Here is a 16,082-nt window from a genome sequence, read left to right as displayed (position 1 = left end):
GTTCCTGGACGATACCGCCCAAGACCGCCAGGCCGTGCCTGACCTTCAACAGTGCCAGCCCTCGGGTTGGCACTATCATTTTAACAACATGCTTTTCCTTGCCCGCGCCTGCCTCACGCAGGCCGATGCAGGCGCGCATAAAAACAGATAGTGATAGTTGTATTTATTGTTAGCAATTTTATCAATAATAGTGTTATCTTGGTTGCAACGCCCACACGCGTTACTACGCTTTTCCACTATTCCTTGATGGAGGTTCATGATGTCTGTCACGTTCAAATCCACGTTGGTTTCCACGCTTGCCCTGACCCTGGCCTTAAGCCTGAGCAGCACTGCCTCAGCCGATGCCCTGACTGAAAATTTCGATAACGGCCTTCCCACCGGCTGGACCGTGAACAATCTGAGTTCGCCTGCCGGTTCGACCAGCTGGTTCCAGGGCAGCCCAACGGTGTTCGACGCGCATCAAGGCGCAGCCAACTCCTATCTGGCAGCCAACTTCAATAATGGCAGTAGCGTGTCCGACATCAGCACCTGGCTGATCTTGCCCACCTCGACCTACCGCAATGGCGACACGCTGTCCTTCTTTACCCGCACGGCGGAACTGTCGCTCTGGGCGGATAACCTGGAAGTACGCTTCAGCAATGTTGGCGGTACCGATGTCGGCAACAGCGCCGGCAGCGTGGGCACCTTCTCGACCCTGCTGCTGAGCGTCAACCCGAGCCAGGCCCTGTTCGGCTATCCGGAAACGTGGACGCAATACAGCATCACCCTGAGCGGCTTGTCGAACGCGACCACCGGCGCCCTGGCCTTCCGCTACCTGGTGGGCGACGGCGGTCCGAGTGGCAATAACTCGAACTTCATCGGCATCGACACCGTGAACATCACCTCGGCCGTGCCGGAACCCGGTACGTACATGATGCTGGGCATGGGCCTGGGCATGCTGGGCTTCCTGCGCATGCGCAAACGCAAGCACCAGGCCTGAGTCACCAAGCAAGGATTTGCCAACGGCAAGTCCTTGCAGCGCCAGCACTGGAACCCATGCCCGAAGGGGATGGTGCCCGGGGCTGGCGGTTTTTATGCAACCGCATGCTAGAGTCCCTGCGGCGCTGCCGGCCTGGCCAGGCGCAAGCCGAGCACGAGCGGCACCAGCGCGGCATACACGATGATCGCCGACAGCCAGACGGCGCCGGGCCAGTGCGCCCTGACAGCAAAATAAATGCTGGAAAACACCAGCGGGCACAACACGGAAGCCAAGCTCACGGCCGAGGCCAGCACGCCCTGGAACTGGCCTTGCCGGTCGTCGGCCACCTGCCGCGTGGCCAGCGACTGCAGGGCCGGCGCGCCGATGCCGCCCAAGGCGAACACGGGCATGATGGCGAAGATCATCCAGCTGCGGCTGGCAAAGGCCATGACAAGCAGCGCCACACAGGCGCAGGCGACACCTGCCAGGATGGTGGCGCGCTCGCCCAGCAGTTTCACGGCCGGGCCAGGTAGAAAAGCCTGGGCCAGCGCCTGGCACACGCCGAAGGCGCCCAGCGACAGGCCGATCCACAAGCCATTCCACTCGAACGCATCGTGGCCCCACAGCGCCCAGCACACGCCATACACTTCGCCGGCCGCGCTGAAGGCAAAGAAAATGACGGTGATCGGCAGCAAGCTTTTCTGAGCAAAAACCCAGCGCAGCGGACGCAATGGATTCAATGCCGCCAGGTCGATTGTTTCACGCGTGGGCATGCGTGATTCGGGCAGTGCAAACAAGGCCAGCAGCAGGTTGCCTGCATTCAAGATGGCCGCCGCCATGAACGGCAGGCGCAGTCCGTAATCGCCGAGCACGCCACCGAGCACGGGGCCGATGATGAAACCGGCGCCGAACATGGCGTTGAGCACGCCGAAGCGGCGCGCCCGCGTCGACTCGGGAGAAATATCGGTGATATAGGCCGTGGCGACGGCAACATTGGCGCTCGTCAGCCCCGCAATGGCGCGCCCCAGCAGCAGCATCCACAGCTTCGGTGCAAACGCCAGGAACAGGTAATTGACGGCGGCGCCGGCCAAGGAGAGCAGCAGCACCGGGCGCCGGCCCAGGCGGTCGCTCAGCGCCCCCAGCACGGGCGCGAAGATGAACTGCATCAACGCATACAGGGCCGTCAGGATGCCGATATACGGCGCCACGTTGGCCGCCTGCGTGACGTCCTGCAGCAGCGCCGGCAGGATGGGGAAGATCAGGCCGATGCCGACGGCGTCAAGCAGGACAGTGGTGAAGATGACGGGCAGCGCAGTCGTCGGAACGGATAATTTCATATACTCAATCTAAATATATACTCAGTACATAAATAATATTCCCCAGCTTGCTGCGCCATCAAGCTTTATCTGTACTCAGTACACTTGGTGTATGATCGCGGCAACATGACGATTCCTTCCGACCTCCGCTCCCGCAAGCGCCTTGCCACGCGTCAAGCCATCTCGAACGCGGCCACGCGCCTGTTTTTCGTGCGCGGCTTCGAGCAGGTGACGGTGGACGAGATCGCGGCCGCCGCCAATGTCGGTCGCATGACGGTGTTCAACCACTTCCCGCGCAAGGAAGACATGTTCTTCGACCGCGAGGAAGAAGGCCGCGAACTGCTGCGCGAAGCGCTGCGCCAGCGCGACCCGGCCGTTCCTCCCATCGACGCGCTGCGCCTGCTGGCGCACCGCCTGGTACGGGAAGACAGTCCCTACGTCACGTTTTCCGCCGCCGGCCAGGGTTTCATTGCCACCATCGAAGCCAGCGACACCCTGAAAGCGCGGGCGCGGGCGATCCGCGACGAGTTGGCGCAAGTGGTGGCAACGGCGCTCATCGACAGCACGGGGCGCGACGCGCACGATCCCCTGGCCCGGCTGGCGGCCAGCCTGCTGTTGGCCACCTGGAGCACGGCCCTCATCGAAGCGCACCGCGCCTTCCGCCGGCATGGCGACGCGCAGCTGGCCAAGGCCGCTTTTCTCGCCCTCGTGGACCAGGGGCACACTGGCTTGAACGCCGCCATGGCGGGCACGCCTTACGCCTGAACACCTTGGCACCGGATGCCAATCCCTTGACCCAAGGCAAGGCAATCTGGCGCCAGCCCGCCTACAATCGCCGGCTTTGCCCCTCGCCCATGCGCCACGCTCCCGAACTCCTCCTGCCTGCCGGCTCCCTGGCCAAGATGCATGCCGCCTTCGACTATGGCGCCGACGCCGTCTACGCGGGCCAGCCGCGCTACAGTTTGCGCGTGCGCAATAACGATTTTTCGACCTTGCAAGCCTTGCAAGAAGGCATAGATGGCGCGCATGCGCGCGGCAAGCAGTTCTTTGTCGCCAGCAATATCTTCGCCCACAACGCCAAGCTGAAAACGTATTTGCGCGACATGGAACCGGTGATCGCCATGCGCCCCGACGCGCTGATCATGGCCGATCCCGGCCTGATCATGATGGTGCGCGACAAGTGGCCGGAAATTCCCGTGCACTTATCGGTACAGGCGAATGCTGTCAACTGGGCCGACGTGAAGTTCTGGCACCGCATGGGATTGACGCGCGTGATCCTGTCGCGCGAACTGTCGCTCGACGAGATCGAAGAAATCCGCCAGCGCTGCCCGGAAATGGAACTCGAAGTGTTCGTCCACGGCGCCCTGTGCATCGCCTATTCGGGCCGCTGTTTGCTGTCCGGCTATTTCAACCACCGCGACCCGAACCAGGGCACCTGCACGAATTCCTGCCGCTGGGATTACAAGGTCAAGAATGCCGAGGAAGACGCCAGCGGCGACCTGGGCGCCATGCAGGTGGTGCCGCTGCAATTTCACCAGGCGCTGGCCGAGGCCGACAATAACGCGTTTTCCGCGCTGCACCAGCAGCCGCGCCATCCGCTGGCCGACCAGCCCTACTTTATCGAAGAAGCCCAGCGCCCGGGCCAGCTGATGCCCATCCTCGAAGACGAGCACGGCACCTACATCATGAATTCGAAGGACTTGCGCGCCGTCGAGCATATCGAGCGCCTGGTCAAGATCGGCGTCGATTCGCTGAAGGTGGAAGGCCGCACCAAGTCGCTGTACTACGCGGCGCGCACGGCGCAAGTCTACCGCCAGGCCATCGACGACGCCGTGGCGGGCCGGCCCTTCGACATCAGCCTGCTGGGCCAGCTGCAAGGCCTGGCCAACCGCGGCTACACGGACGGTTTCTATCAACGCCACCACACGCAGACGCACCAGAACTACATGCGCGGCGCATCCGAGGCGGACCGCAGCCAGTATGTGGGCGACGTGCTGGGCGTGGCAGACGGCTGGGCCAGGGTAGAAGTGAAAAACCGCTTTGCCGTGGGCGACCGCATCGAAGCCCTGCATCCGGGCGGCAACCGCGACTTCACCATTACCCGCATGCTGGCCGACGACGGCAGCGAGATCCAGGTCGCGCCCGGCAGCGGCCACTTCGTGCGCATAGCCCTCGACGGGGCGCTGGACAAAGCCTTGCTGGCCCGTTATTTGTAACCGCCAGTCTGCCGCGCGCGGTGGCGAGCAGTTTTCAAGTGTTTGATTTGACAAGAAAATTTCCAAACGGCACTGCCTAAATAATTTGTTTAGGCTTCAACATTGCTATACGATACGGCCACCCTGCGCCCGGGGGCCTGATCGGCACCCGGTGCGTCCCTGACACGTTCACCGGAATCCCCGATGCCACCTGCCACTGCTGCCCTCATCACCAACGACGCCGTCGTCCTCGGCCTGCTCGCCATGACCCTGGGAGGCGTCTTCTGGACCGCCGCCCGCGCCAACGGCTTCTGGAAAAAGTTTTATACGTATATCCCGTCGCTGCTGATGTGCTACCTGATCCCGGCGCTGCTCAACACGTTTGGCATCATCGACGGCAATGCCTCCGGCCTGTATGCCGTGGCGCGCGACTATCTGCTGCCCAGCGCGCTGGTGCTGCTGTGCGTGGCCATCGATTTCGGCGGCATCATCCGCCTGGGCCCCAAGGCCATCATCATGTTTCTCACAGGAACACTCGGCGTCATGCTGGGCGCCCTCGTCTCGTTCGAGGCGCTGCGTTTGATCCACCCGGAAACGGTGGCGGGCGACACCTGGCGCGGCATGACGACGGTGGCCGGCTCGTGGATAGGCGGCGGCGCCAACCAGGCGGCCATGAAGGAAGTGTTTGAAGTGGACGCCACCCTGTTCGGCCAGTTCGTCGCCGTCGACGTGCTGGTGGCCAACGTCTGGACGGCCGTGCTGCTGTTCCTGGCCGGTCGCGCGGGCGCCTTCGACCGCTGGACCGGCGCCGATTTGACGGCCATCAATGCGCTCAAGGACAGCATCGAAAGCTACCGTGCCCAGCATGCGCGCGTGGCCAGCCTGACCGACATCATGATCATCCTCGGCGTGGGCCTGGGCGTGACGGGCCTGTCGCACTTCCTGGCCGGCCCCATCATCAGCTGGATCACCACCCTGCCGGCAGAATGGCGCCTGCAGGATTACAGCCTGACGTCGAACTTCTTCTGGATCGTCGTGCTGGCCACCACCTTCGGCCTGCTGCTGAGCTTTACCCGGGCGCGCAGCCTCGAAGGCGCGGGCGCCTCGACCATCGGCTCGGCCATGCTGTACGTGCTGGTGGCCACCATCGGCATGCACATGGACTTGAAAGCCCTGTTCGACAAGCCTTTCCTGTTCCTGCTGGGCCTGATCTGGATCGCCGTGCATGGCGGCCTGATGCTGCTCGTCGCCAAGCTGATCCGCGCGCCCCTGTTCTTCATGGCCGTCGGCTCGCAAGCGAACATCGGCGGCGCCGCCTCGGCCCCCGTCATCGCCAGCGCCTTCCACCCGTCCCTGGCGCCCGTCGGCGTGCTGCTGGCCGTGCTCGGCTACGCGCTGGGCACCTATGGCGCCTACATCACGGGCTTGATTCTGCGCAGCATGGCGGGGTGATCCACCCGGCAATGACGACAACGCCAGCCTGCGGGCTGGCGTTGTCGTTTATGGGCTGCGCAAGCTGGGCGGCGGGCAAGCGTTACCTGGTCAGGCACTTGTCACTACGGCACATATAAAAAGCCGCTTTCAGTTTGCACTCGGATGCACTGAGAAACAGAGGGGCAAGACCTTGCTCATCGGTGATGCCTGTTTGATCGTATCCGCAACCTGTCACGTGATAATGCATACCGGCCACGCCCAGACCGTCCGTCGGGCGCAACAAACGAGGGCTGCGGCCATATGGCCCGCTTCCCACCACTCGCACAAATCGCATGCGCTCGGGAGTGATGGGGAATGGCGCCCGTATGAATCCGGATCGCCCATGCGCATCTGTCACACCTTTCAGTGTGGCGAAAAATACTGCTTCTGCGGCTGCCGATTTCGCCGGCGCGTAGATGTCGAGCGAATACGGTGTATTGACGAGAATTGCTTTCGTCTCCGTATCGAGCAGTTGAAAATGGCAGCCATATGCTCCCTCCCCTGTCATGGGCAAGCCGTCCACTGGCGTCGGCCTGCATTCATAGCTTGAGGCCGAGGCTACCACTGGCACTGTATTTGTTACACATCCGGAGAGCATGTGCACGCAGAGCAAGGAGATAACGACTGGCGCGCTTTCAGTGGCAAGACACTTGAGCATAAGGATTCCCCCATTCGAAGTTGACAAACGGCAAGTCATTCTTGCCTGACTTCCCATAGAGGTGATTGGGGTCTATCAATCTTTCAAACAATAAACAATTCTTAAAAGCATACATTCTGGAAAGCAGATGACCAAAGTCGCGAGTAAGCATTTGTATTCCAGTCGGCGCTGAGCAAAAAGGCCTTGCCGCAAAAACGCTCGGCTCATGACTGTATTGTCACTACGCAGTACCCACTTTTCAATCGATATTTGCAACAGTCCACTACCTGCTTTGCTATGCCAGCCAATTAAAAAATGCGCCCTACAATGTAGCAGAAACCCCTCAAAACCAAATTTCCGCACCATTTTTGTGCGAAATCTGCGATGATAGTTGCCCAAATAACCGATCACCTCCATGGAATTCTGATGAAATACGCATCTGCTCACGAGTATGTCCAGCATGTCGCCGCACGCAATCCAGGTCAACCCGAGTTTCTGCAAGCCGTCACCGAAGTCATGGAGAGCTTGTGGCCGTTCCTGGAGCAGCACCCGAAATACGCGGAACAAGGCTTGCTGGAACGCTTGATCGAGCCGGAGCGCGTGGTGATGTTCCGCGTGTCGTGGGTCGATGACCATGGGCAAGTACAAGTGAACCGCGGCTACCGCATCCAGCACAGCATGGCCATCGGGCCGTACAAGGGCGGCATCCGCTTCCACCCTTCCGTCACCCTGTCCGTGCTGAAATTCCTCGCCTTCGAACAGACGTTCAAGAATGCGCTGACGACATTACCGATGGGCGGCGGCAAGGGCGGCGCCGATTTCGATCCGAAGGGCAAGAGCCCGGGCGAAGTGATGCGCTTCTGCCAAGCGTTTGTCAGCGAACTGTTCCGCCATGTGGGTTCGGATACGGACGTGCCGGCCGGCGACATCGGCGTGGGCGGGCGCGAAGTGGGCTATATGGCCGGCATGATGAAAAAACTCAGCAACCGCGCCGACTGCGTATTCACGGGCAAGGGCGCCAGCTTCGGCGGCTCGCTGATGCGTCCGGAAGCGACGGGCTACGGCACCGTGTATTTCGCCGAAGAAATGCTGAAAACGCGGGGCCGCTCGTTCGAAGGCATGCGCGTGTCCGTTTCCGGCTCGGGCAACGTGGCGCAGTACGCAGTGGAAAAGGCCATGGCCATGGGCGCGAAAGTCATCACCGTCTCCGATTCCAGCGGCACCGTCATCGACGAGGACGGCTTTACGCCGGAAAAGCTGGCCATCCTGATGGAGGTCAAGAACCATCTGTACGGCCGCGTCAGCGACTACGCCGAACGCACGGGCGTGCGCTTCGAGGCGGGCGTGTCGCCATGGCATGTGCCGGTCGACATCGCCCTGCCCTGCGCCACGCAAAACGAACTGAACATCGACGCTGCGCGCCTGCTCATCGCCAACGGCGTGCAATGCGTGGCCGAAGGCGCCAACATGCCCACCACCATCGAGGCGGCAAAAGCGTTCGAGGCGGCCGGCGTGCTGTATGCGCCGGGCAAGGCCAGCAATGCGGGCGGCGTGGCCACGTCCGGCCTGGAAATGAGCCAGAACGCAGCCCGCATTTCCTGGCCGCGCGAGGAAGTTGATGCGCGTTTGCTGCAGATCATGCAAGGCATCCATGCCGCATGCAAGCAGTACGGCACGCGCCCTGACGGCACCGTCAGCTACGTCGATGGCGCCAATATCGCCGGCTTCGTCAAGGTAGCCGATGCCATGCTGGCGCAAGGGGTGATTTAATCATCGGCCAACGGTGTTGTCGGATTACGGCGCCTTGCGCCTAATCCGACCTACGCCGACCTACGACATCTCGGGCTTCATCAGGCTCTTGCGGCTGATCGTGCGGCCCGACACCATGAACTCGCCGTTGCCCCGGTAGTGCAGGGTTTCGGGCAGCTTGGGCGAGGTGGCCACGTGGGCCTTCACGCATTCGAGGATGAAGAAGCCGCCTTTCGGGTTGCCCGCCACCTGCGCCAGCTTGCATTCGAAGTTGGCGTAGCACTCGGCGATCAGCGGTGCGCCCACCTGCTCGGCGGGCTGCGGCGTCAAGCCGAAGGCCGTGAATTTGTCCGTGTCTTCGCCGCTGCAATTGCCGATGGCGACCACCTGGTCGACCATGTCGGCCGTGGGCAGGTTGATCACGCACTCCATGCTGCGCTTGATCATTTCATAGCTGTGATTCGCGTCGGAAATGAAGCAACCCAGCAACGATGGCGTGAACTCCATCAGCATGTGCCAGCCCATCGTCATGATGTCGCTCTCGCCCTTCCAGGTCGAACTGACCAGCACCACCGGCCCCGGTTCGAGGAAGCGCCGGATGTCGGCGACAGGGTAATCTTCTTTGTGGTAATTTTTCATCTGTTCTCCAGGACGCGGTACGCCATAGCATAGACCAACGGCGCCTTGCCGGGCGCGCGGCTGGACGGCGGCGGCCGTGTAGCTTCCACGCCGCGATTTGTGCCGTTCATCGCAAATTTCTCCCAGTTGGAGGGGTTGCAACATAGAATACACTGATCCACTACTCGAGGAAACCGCCATGCGTCACCTGCTCCTGCTTGCCGCCCTGTCCCTTGCACCGCTTGCCCACGCCGACGAGCAGACGCGCACGGTGGACGCCTTCAACGCCATCGATATCCGTGGCCCCATCAGCATCGAAGTCGAATCGGGCAAGGAGCAAAGCCTGCTGCTGCGCGGCGACCAGAAATTCCTCAGCGGCGTGATCACGGAAGTGGTCGATGGCGAGCTGAAAATCTCGATGAAGGATAAAGATATCAAGAAGACCGAGGGCGACCCGCGCATCATCATCACCCTGCCCACCTTGCGCAAGCTGATCGCGGAAGGCGCGGGCGAGAAGATCTTGAGCAAGCTCAATGGCCCACGGGTCGACATCAGCTACAAGGGCGCGGGCCGCCTGGCCGCCGATGGCCGGGTCGACTGGCTGCGCCTGAAGGCGCAAGGCGTGGGCGAAGTCGATACGAAAGCCTTGCTGGCGAAAAACGTCGACGTCAATTTCGACGGCATCGGCTCCGTCAAGGTGTATTCCTCGGGCGAGCTCAATGCCGTGGTGCGCGGCATGGGCGAGCTGATCTACTATGGCAAGCCGAAGATCGTGCACAAGTCGGTGGCCGGCATCGGCAGCGTCAACGCCGCCAAGTAAGCTTTTCCATAAAAACAGGCCATCAGGCCACTGGAGACCGCATGACCGCTTCACAAGATAACGATGCGCCGCTGCTGCTGCGCGAGGACGAGGGTGGCCTGGTCACCCTGCGTTTGAACCGCCCCCTGCAATTCAATGCCCTGTCGGAAGCCATGCTAGCCGCGCTGCAAGAGGCCTTCGATGCCATCGCGCAGCAGCCGCACGTGCGCTGCGTGGTGCTGGCCGCCGAAGGCAAGGCCTTTTGCGCGGGCCACGACCTGCGCCAGATGCAAGCCACGCGCCGGCTTGATTATTATCAAACCCTGTTCGCGCAATGCTCGCGCGTGATGCAAGCCATCCAGGCGCTGCCCGTGCCCGTGATTGCACGCGTGCACGGCATCGCCACGGCGGCCGGCTGCCAGCTGGTCGCCAGCTGCGACCTGGCCGTGGCGGGCGCCTCCGCCCGCTTTGCCGTCTCCGGCATCAACGTGGGCCTGTTCTGCGCCACGCCATCGGTGGCCCTGTCGCGCAATGTGGCGACCAAGCGGGCCTTCGACATGCTGGTGACGGGCCGCTTCATCGACGCCGACACGGCCGCCGACTGGGGCCTGGTCAATGAAACGGTGGCCGACGCGGCGCTCGACGAGGCCGTGGCGCGCCTGGCGCAGCAGATCTTGGCGAAAAGCCCGGCAGCCATCCGCCACGGCAAGGCCATGTTCTACCGCCAGCGCCAGCTGCCGCTGGACGAGGCATATGCGTACGCAGGCGACGTGATGGCACGCAATATGATGGAAGAGGATGCGGAGGAAGGTGTGAGCGCCTTCCTGGAGAAGCGGCCGCCCGGCTGGGCGCGGCCTTGAGTACCTGAGCGAACCTACTGCGCGTCGGTATAGTCAGCCTGCGATGCTCACCGTACTTCAGTACGGTTGCGCTTCTCGGCTACCTCTCCCTTCCGCCCGCTACGGTTCTGTCAGGTACTCTTGGACTTCCTGGTCTTAACGACTGTCCTTCATCTGCTGCTGCACCGAAAGACTCAACTTGCCCAGGTCTTCCTTGCCCAGCAGCGGCAATTGCGCCAGCAACTGCATCAGGGTGGAACTGCCCGTCACGTCCAGCTCGGACGACTGCACCAGCACCGTGCCGGCGCCCGTGAAGTCGATCTGCTTTTCCTCGCCCGACAGAGTAAAACCCGTGAGCGCGCCGGCGGCCGAGGCCCAGCCCTGCACGTGGGCGTAATCGTAGTGATACGAGGGGCTCGGGCAATCGGCCCAGCCCAGCACGGCCTGCTCGTCCACGCGGCATGGCAGCTCGAGGAAATGCACGGGGCCGTTCGACGAGGCGATCACCTTGCCCGTGCCGATCATGGTCAAAAAGCCGGGCAGGGTCGATTCCTGGCAAATCACGTCCTTGGTAAACCCCAGCAGGTTTTTCGCGCGGATGGTCATGTTGGCGTTGTCCAGGTCGTAGCACGCCAGGTCGTTGCCGTTGTCGCCCAGGATCAACTGGCCTTGTCCTTGCGCCACGACAAAGTGGTGCACATACTTGGGCGCATTGAAGGCATTGCGCACGATCAGGTCGAGCACGCTGCTGCCCATGGCTTCGAAGCGCAATTCGCCATAGAAGGCGATCATCTTGCCCTTGCGAATGAAGATCTGTTCCTTGACGTCGATGACATACGAAAAACGGTTCAGGTTATCGTTCTTCGGCAAGGTATCGGGGTTGTAAATCGTCATGGCTTACCTTTCGCTCGCTTGGATGTAGACCGTGCCCTGGCCCGTAAATTTCACCTGGTAGGACTCGCCGGAGGCCTGGCCGACGAAGGTTTTCCAGTTCAAGTCCGTGACGATGGTCGAGCTCAGCTGGCCCGTGTGGCCGATATACGCTTGCGGGTCGACAAACACGGGCACGTCCGGCGTGACGGGCAAGCCGATGGCGTTGCCATCCGACAAAATCGCCACCTCGCCCGTGCCTTGCAAGGTGGTGGTAAACAAGCCCTGTCCCGAGGCCATGCCGCGCACCACGCCCTGCACGCCGCCCTGGTTGCCGAGGAACATGGTGCCGGCCGTCAGGCGCGCATCGAAGGCCAGCAGGGAGTCGCTTTCCACATAAAACGTTTCGCCGCGCACTGGGACGATGGTGACGAACAGGCCGCCCTGCGCGTAAAACACGCTGCCCGTGCCACGCGCCGACATCAGGGCATAACCCTCGTTCGTGACGGCGCGCATGGCCAGGCTTTGCACGCCCTGGCCGGCCAGGAAGGAGCGGCTGAACGCCACGTCGCCCTGGTAAGACACCAAGGCACCCTTGCGGGCGAACACTTCTTCATTGCCGAGTTTGACCTCAAGCATCTTTTCATTGATTTGCTGATAGACGGGCATCGCGGGTCCTCGCTGACTTAACGTTCGGCGGGCTGGATGAACACCACGCCCTGGCCGGTGAATTTATGCTGGTACGATTCGCCCGAGCTCTGGCCGATCATGGTGCGCCAGTTGACGTCAAAAACGAATTCCTGGCGGATATCGCCCTTGAAGCCGACGAAGGCGTCCGGGTCCACGCGCAGCGGGTGGGAAGGCGTCACTTCCAGCATGATCAGGTTGCCGCGTGAAATGACGGCCAGGTTGCCATGGCCTTCGACGGTGGTGGAAAACAGGCCCTGGCCCGAGCTGGCGCCGCGCAGGCCGGCAAAGCTGGTGCCTGTCTTGAGGCCCGTGTCGTAGGCCAGCAGGCTGCTGCTTTCGATGGTCAGCTTTTCGCCGGCCAGCGCCATGACGGTGATCTCGGCCGCATTCTGCGCGAAGAACACGGTGCCGCTGCCGGAAGCCTGCATCAGCTGCATGCCTTCGTTCGTCACCTTGCGCTTGAGCGCGCCGAAGATGCCCTCGCCGCCCAGCAAGGATTTTTCAAATTTGATGCTGCCCGTGTAGGCGACCATGGCGCCGGCGATCGCCAGCACTTTTTCATCCTGCAGGCGCACTTCCAGCAGGCGGTCGGTATTGGTGCGGAAACTGGTCACTCGCGACTCCCCAAGAATGCCAGGGCACAAAGCCGTGGCTGTTCGACAAGATACCGGGGGCATTGCCACCATGCAAGCGCTATTCCTTTAGAACGGAGGCTGGCGGCCATAAAAAAGGCGTGCCCGAAGGCACGCCTTGCGCTAGAACAAACGCATCGTCAATACGCCAGCACCGGCTTGTCGGCGCGCGCATCCTGGAACAGCGGCACGGGATCGTTGGTATTGACCTCGACCACCGTCACGCCCTGCACCACGCCGGCCACCTGGTAGCCGACGGCGCCCAGGTGGCGCTTGCCGGCGGCCAGGCCGGACCAGCTTAGCGAGACGGAAGCGGTGCCGCCCATGAAGGCATTGGCCGGCATCAGCGCCTTGAAGTTGCCGTTGCTCAAGCCCGGCGCCAGCACCCACGACGACAGCGTGTAATCGGCCTGGCCATTGTGCGGCGCATAGCCGATCAGGCACACCTTGTAGCTGCCGGCGGGGGGCAGGCGCAGTTCCACTTGCTCGTTGGAACTTTGATTGCCGCTACTGCCGACCAGCACGCCGGCGGCGTTGTACACCTCCATGTCCAGGTCGGTATTCGCGCCGCCCGTGGTTTCCGCATCGTAGGTGGCGAAGCGGGCCGCCAGGGTGCCGGCCGGTATCACCACATTATGCGCATTGACGCCCGGACCGCCACCGGCCTTGCAGGCGGCCGAGGCGGCGGCGCCCGTCGGTGCCTGGCCGATGGTGCGCGTCTCGCGCGCCGCTTCGAGCAAGCCCGACTTCACGCCGACCAGCTGGCCCGTGAAGCCCGTGCCCAGGGTCAGCGCCTTGCTGCCCGTCGCCGCTTCGCTGCTGATCAGCGGCGAGACGGCCAGCACGCTGCCGCGCGCCGTCAGCGGGCTGCGCACGACATGCCTGCCATCGCTCCAGGAAAGGGCGCCATACACCCAGGTATCGAGCGGCGCCGTGGTGCGCGTCAGCTTGACCTGGAACTGGCCCCTGGCGCCCGGCGCCAGGTTCAGGCTGGCAGGCGTCACCAGCACCGTGTAGCCGGGCAGGCTGGCCGATGCCGTGTAGACGGCGCTGCTGCTGCCCACGTTCGTCACCGTGCGCGTCAGCACTTGCGCGCCCAGCACATTGGCCGCCGTCAGCGATGCCAGGTTCAGGTTGTAGGCGGCGATGCTGCCCGTGCTGGCGCAATTGGCGGAATACTGCGTGCGGATATTCAGGCCGCACAGGAAGCGCGCATAGTCGATTTCCGACAAATCGTACACGAGGCCGGGATCGGCCGCGCTGTTCGGCGCGATATGCCCGGCGCCCTGCCCCCAGGGCAGCTGGCCCGAGTTCTTCGCCGTGGCGTCCCACGATACGGACCCGTTCAAGCCGTCGGGATAGGTGCTGAACGCCGTAGTCATCAGCGCCGACTTGATGGCGGCCGGCGACCAGTCCGGATGCTGCTGCTTGAGCAGCGCCGCCACGCCGGCCACGTGCGGGCTGGCCATCGAGGTGCCCGAATAGAAGGCCCAGTCGGCCACCGGCGCCACGCCGCCGGCGGCGACCGCATCGCGCTCGGCCGGCGTCAGGTCGGCCGTCACGCCGGCCAGCACATTCGTGCCGGGCGCCGACAGGTCGGGCTTCAGGATGTTCGCATTGGCCACGTTCGGCCCGCGCGAGGAACGGTCGCTGACGATGGGCGCCAGCACGCTGGTGTCGGCGATCGCATGCACCTCGCCCAGCGCCGCCGTGCCCGCCGGCGTGGCCGCCATGAACGCTTTCAGCGCGTCGCCCTGCGCCTGTGCCAGGTGCACGGTCGACAGCGTATGCGCCTGGTTGACGATGGTGTTGGCGCCACCGGCCACGTTGGCGATGATCACGCCGCCCGCGCCGGCCATCTTCGCGTTGCCGCTTTTGTTGACCAGTACGTTGCCGCCGCGGTCGCACACCAGCACCTTGCCCGCCACTTTCGCCGGGTCCAGGTAGGCAGCCATCGCGTCGGCCGCGCCAAAGCAGCGCAGCAGGTTCGGGTCCGTGGGCAGGATGCCCGCCAGGCCCGCGTCGCGCGCATGGATCAGCGGCAGCGCCGGCGTGTTCGCATTGCTCGACGCGCCTTCCAGCCTGCTGCCGTTGCTGAGGATGGCATTGGCCGCGTACAGGCGGTTGTGGGTGGAATTGGCCACCGTCGCCAGCCATGGGCTGATGTGCGAGACGGGCGCCGGCACGTCGGGCGCCGGCGTGGACGGGCCGGAATTGCCGCCCGAAGTGGCCACGAACACGCCCGCGTTGGCGGCGCCCAGGAATGCCTGTTCCGTCGGCTCGTCGAACGCCCCGCCGCCCGCGTTCGGGCCGATGGAGAAGTTGATGACGTTGACGCCATCCTTGACGGCCTGGTCGATGGCCGCCACGCTGTCGGCCGTGGCGCAGCCGTTGCGTCCCGTCGACGCGGCCGTCCAGCATACTTTATAGGCGGCGATGCGCGCGCGCGGCGCCATGCCCGACACCTTGCCCAGCGCCGCGCCGCCGGAACTGGCCACGGTGCCATGGTTGCCCGCGGCGGTGGATGCCGTATGCGTGCCGTGCCCGCCATGGCCCGTCAGGCCGGCCACGGAATCGCGCGGCGAACGGAATTCCGTCCAGTGCAGGGCCGCGCTCGACGCGCGGTAGTAGCGCGCGCCGATCAGCTTGTTGTTGCAATTGTCGGCGCTGAAACCTTCGCCCGCCTGGCAGCTGCCCTGCCAGCTGGCCGGCGGCGCGCCGTACGCGACGTTGGCGCCGCTATGGCTGGGCACGCCGTTCTCGTCGAGCCGGTCGGCAAAGGCCGCGTTCTCCGGCCAGATGCCGCTGTCGACGATGCCGATGACGATATCTTCACCCGCATGCGTCTTGCCGCCCAGCTGCTCCCACAGGCCGCCCGGCTTGTCCAGGCCCAGGAAGCCGGGCGTGTAGCTGGTGTCGAGCTGCAGGATGGCGTCGGCGCTGATGCTGGCCACGCCGCTGTGCTTTTTCAGGGCCCGCACTTCCTCGTCCGTCAGCAGCGCGGAAAAGCCGTTGAAGACGACGTTGTACTGGTGCGTGATGTCGGCGGCGCCGACGGTGTCAGCCACGGCCGCCTGTTTGGTGTCGAGATAGCTGAGATAAGCCTGCACGTCGGCCGCGCCCACGTTGATGCGGGCGCCCGGCGCGGGCTTGGTGGCGGCCAGGCCGGCAACCTGGCCCGTGTAGCTGGCGGCGGGCTTGTCGATCAGCTGCACGATGTAGGAGCGGCGTTCCTGCGCCTGCGCCGACTGGGCAAGGCTGGCGGCAAGGGCGAGGATGGCGAGGGAGACGGGACGCAGTTTCATC

General features: G+C 63.5%; 14 protein-coding genes. 7 read left to right on the top strand and 7 right to left on the bottom strand.

Annotated features, from left to right (window positions below; all coding sequences use genetic code 11):
• Positions 1-256: 256 nt before the first annotated feature.
• Entirely contained in the window at positions 257-979 is a 723-nt protein-coding gene (locus tag AC3RCJ_RS04685; protein WP_492961954.1) for a choice-of-anchor J domain-containing protein, read from the top strand.
• Between the two features lie 107 nt (positions 980-1,086).
• Here AC3RCJ_RS04685 and AC3RCJ_RS04680 read toward each other — a convergent pair whose 3' ends face one another.
• Complete coding sequence (locus AC3RCJ_RS04680; RefSeq protein ID WP_492961952.1) at positions 1,087-2,295, bottom strand: TCR/Tet family MFS transporter; 1,209 nt, start codon at positions 2,293-2,295, stop codon at positions 1,087-1,089.
• Between the two features lie 105 nt (positions 2,296-2,400).
• Here AC3RCJ_RS04680 and AC3RCJ_RS04675 point away from each other — a divergent pair, with 105 nt between their 5' ends.
• From AC3RCJ_RS04675 to AC3RCJ_RS04665, 3 genes are all read left to right on the top strand, one after another.
• Entirely contained in the window at positions 2,401-3,039 is a 639-nt protein-coding gene (locus AC3RCJ_RS04675) for a TetR/AcrR family transcriptional regulator (RefSeq protein ID WP_492961950.1), read from the top strand.
• Between the two features lie 89 nt (positions 3,040-3,128).
• Positions 3,129-4,490 (top strand): prephenate-dependent tRNA uridine(34) hydroxylase TrhP, encoded by a 1,362-nt coding sequence (gene trhP / locus AC3RCJ_RS04670; RefSeq protein WP_492961948.1) that lies wholly within the window; start codon positions 3,129-3,131, stop codon positions 4,488-4,490.
• Positions 4,491-4,673: 183 nt separating this feature from the next.
• On the top strand, positions 4,674-5,921 hold the full coding sequence (locus AC3RCJ_RS04665) for a DUF819 family protein (RefSeq protein ID WP_492961946.1): 1,248 nt from the start codon (positions 4,674-4,676) through the stop codon (positions 5,919-5,921).
• Positions 5,922-6,003: 82 nt separating this feature from the next.
• Here the strand turns inward: AC3RCJ_RS04665 and AC3RCJ_RS04660 are convergent, their stop codons facing one another.
• Positions 6,004-6,450, bottom strand: a complete 447-nt coding sequence (locus AC3RCJ_RS04660; RefSeq protein ID WP_492961944.1) for a hypothetical protein — start codon at positions 6,448-6,450, stop codon at positions 6,004-6,006.
• A 555-nt stretch (positions 6,451-7,005) separates the two neighbouring features.
• On the opposite strand from AC3RCJ_RS04660, the gene gdhA reads away from it, so the two are divergent.
• Positions 7,006-8,349, top strand: a complete 1,344-nt coding sequence (gdhA, locus tag AC3RCJ_RS04655) for an NADP-specific glutamate dehydrogenase (RefSeq protein WP_492961942.1) — start codon at positions 7,006-7,008, stop codon at positions 8,347-8,349.
• A 60-nt stretch (positions 8,350-8,409) separates the two neighbouring features.
• Here the strand turns inward: gdhA and AC3RCJ_RS04650 are convergent, their stop codons facing one another.
• Positions 8,410-8,967 carry a flavin reductase family protein gene (locus AC3RCJ_RS04650; protein ID WP_492961940.1) on the bottom strand — a complete coding sequence of 186 codons (558 nt, stop codon included), beginning with the start codon at positions 8,965-8,967 and terminating at the stop codon, positions 8,410-8,412.
• A gap of 178 nt (positions 8,968-9,145) precedes the next feature.
• On the opposite strand from AC3RCJ_RS04650, the gene AC3RCJ_RS04645 reads away from it, so the two are divergent.
• Entirely contained in the window at positions 9,146-9,766 is a 621-nt protein-coding gene (locus AC3RCJ_RS04645; protein WP_492961938.1) for a GIN domain-containing protein, read from the top strand.
• 41 nt (positions 9,767-9,807) lie between these two features.
• On the top strand, positions 9,808-10,605 hold the full coding sequence (locus AC3RCJ_RS04640; RefSeq protein ID WP_492961936.1) for an enoyl-CoA hydratase: 798 nt from the start codon (positions 9,808-9,810) through the stop codon (positions 10,603-10,605).
• 135 nt (positions 10,606-10,740) lie between these two features.
• Here AC3RCJ_RS04640 and AC3RCJ_RS04635 read toward each other — a convergent pair whose 3' ends face one another.
• The 4 genes from AC3RCJ_RS04635 to AC3RCJ_RS04620 all read right to left on the bottom strand — a co-directional run bounded on the left by AC3RCJ_RS04635 (position 10,741) and on the right by AC3RCJ_RS04620 (position 16,081).
• A complete protein-coding gene (locus tag AC3RCJ_RS04635; protein ID WP_492961934.1) occupies positions 10,741-11,478 on the bottom strand; it encodes an AIM24 family protein in 738 nt (245 codons plus the stop codon).
• 3 nt (positions 11,479-11,481) lie between these two features.
• On the bottom strand, positions 11,482-12,123 hold the full coding sequence (locus AC3RCJ_RS04630; RefSeq protein ID WP_492961932.1) for an AIM24 family protein: 642 nt from the start codon (positions 12,121-12,123) through the stop codon (positions 11,482-11,484).
• 17 nt (positions 12,124-12,140) lie between these two features.
• Positions 12,141-12,758: an AIM24 family protein gene (locus AC3RCJ_RS04625; protein WP_212592260.1), complete on the bottom strand. Its 618-nt coding sequence runs from the start codon at positions 12,756-12,758 to the stop codon at positions 12,141-12,143.
• Between the two features lie 158 nt (positions 12,759-12,916).
• Positions 12,917-16,081 carry a S8 family peptidase gene (locus AC3RCJ_RS04620; protein WP_492961930.1) on the bottom strand — a complete coding sequence of 1,055 codons (3,165 nt, stop codon included), beginning with the start codon at positions 16,079-16,081 and terminating at the stop codon, positions 12,917-12,919.
• Position 16,082 lies beyond the last annotated feature (1 nt).

The sequence above is a fragment of the Janthinobacterium sp. GW822-FHT07H11 genome, assembly GCF_058798615.1.
The sequence above is the reverse complement of the archived record's forward strand: the minus strand, read 5'-3'. Positions and strand labels throughout refer to the sequence as shown.

Excerpts from the sequence above, each read along its gene's own strand:
- AC3RCJ_RS04685 (WP_492961954.1), top strand. The coding sequence starts at position 257 with ATGATGTCTGTCACGTTCAAATCCACGTTGGTTTCCACGCTTGCCCTG.
- AC3RCJ_RS04680 (WP_492961952.1), bottom strand. The coding sequence starts at position 2,295 with ATGAAATTATCCGTTCCGACGACTGCGCTGCCCGTCATCTTCACCACT.
- AC3RCJ_RS04675 (WP_492961950.1), top strand. The coding sequence starts at position 2,401 with ATGACGATTCCTTCCGACCTCCGCTCCCGCAAGCGCCTTGCCACGCGT.
- trhP (WP_492961948.1), top strand. The coding sequence starts at position 3,129 with ATGCGCCACGCTCCCGAACTCCTCCTGCCTGCCGGCTCCCTGGCCAAG.
- AC3RCJ_RS04665 (WP_492961946.1), top strand. The coding sequence starts at position 4,674 with ATGCCACCTGCCACTGCTGCCCTCATCACCAACGACGCCGTCGTCCTC.
- AC3RCJ_RS04660 (WP_492961944.1), bottom strand. The coding sequence starts at position 6,450 with ATGACAGGGGAGGGAGCATATGGCTGCCATTTTCAACTGCTCGATACG.
- gdhA (WP_492961942.1), top strand. The coding sequence starts at position 7,006 with ATGAAATACGCATCTGCTCACGAGTATGTCCAGCATGTCGCCGCACGC.
- AC3RCJ_RS04650 (WP_492961940.1), bottom strand. The coding sequence starts at position 8,967 with ATGAAAAATTACCACAAAGAAGATTACCCTGTCGCCGACATCCGGCGC.
- AC3RCJ_RS04645 (WP_492961938.1), top strand. The coding sequence starts at position 9,146 with ATGCGTCACCTGCTCCTGCTTGCCGCCCTGTCCCTTGCACCGCTTGCC.
- AC3RCJ_RS04640 (WP_492961936.1), top strand. The coding sequence starts at position 9,808 with ATGACCGCTTCACAAGATAACGATGCGCCGCTGCTGCTGCGCGAGGAC.
- AC3RCJ_RS04635 (WP_492961934.1), bottom strand. The coding sequence starts at position 11,478 with ATGACGATTTACAACCCCGATACCTTGCCGAAGAACGATAACCTGAAC.
- AC3RCJ_RS04630 (WP_492961932.1), bottom strand. The coding sequence starts at position 12,123 with ATGCCCGTCTATCAGCAAATCAATGAAAAGATGCTTGAGGTCAAACTC.
- AC3RCJ_RS04620 (WP_492961930.1), bottom strand. The coding sequence starts at position 16,081 with ATGAAACTGCGTCCCGTCTCCCTCGCCATCCTCGCCCTTGCCGCCAGC.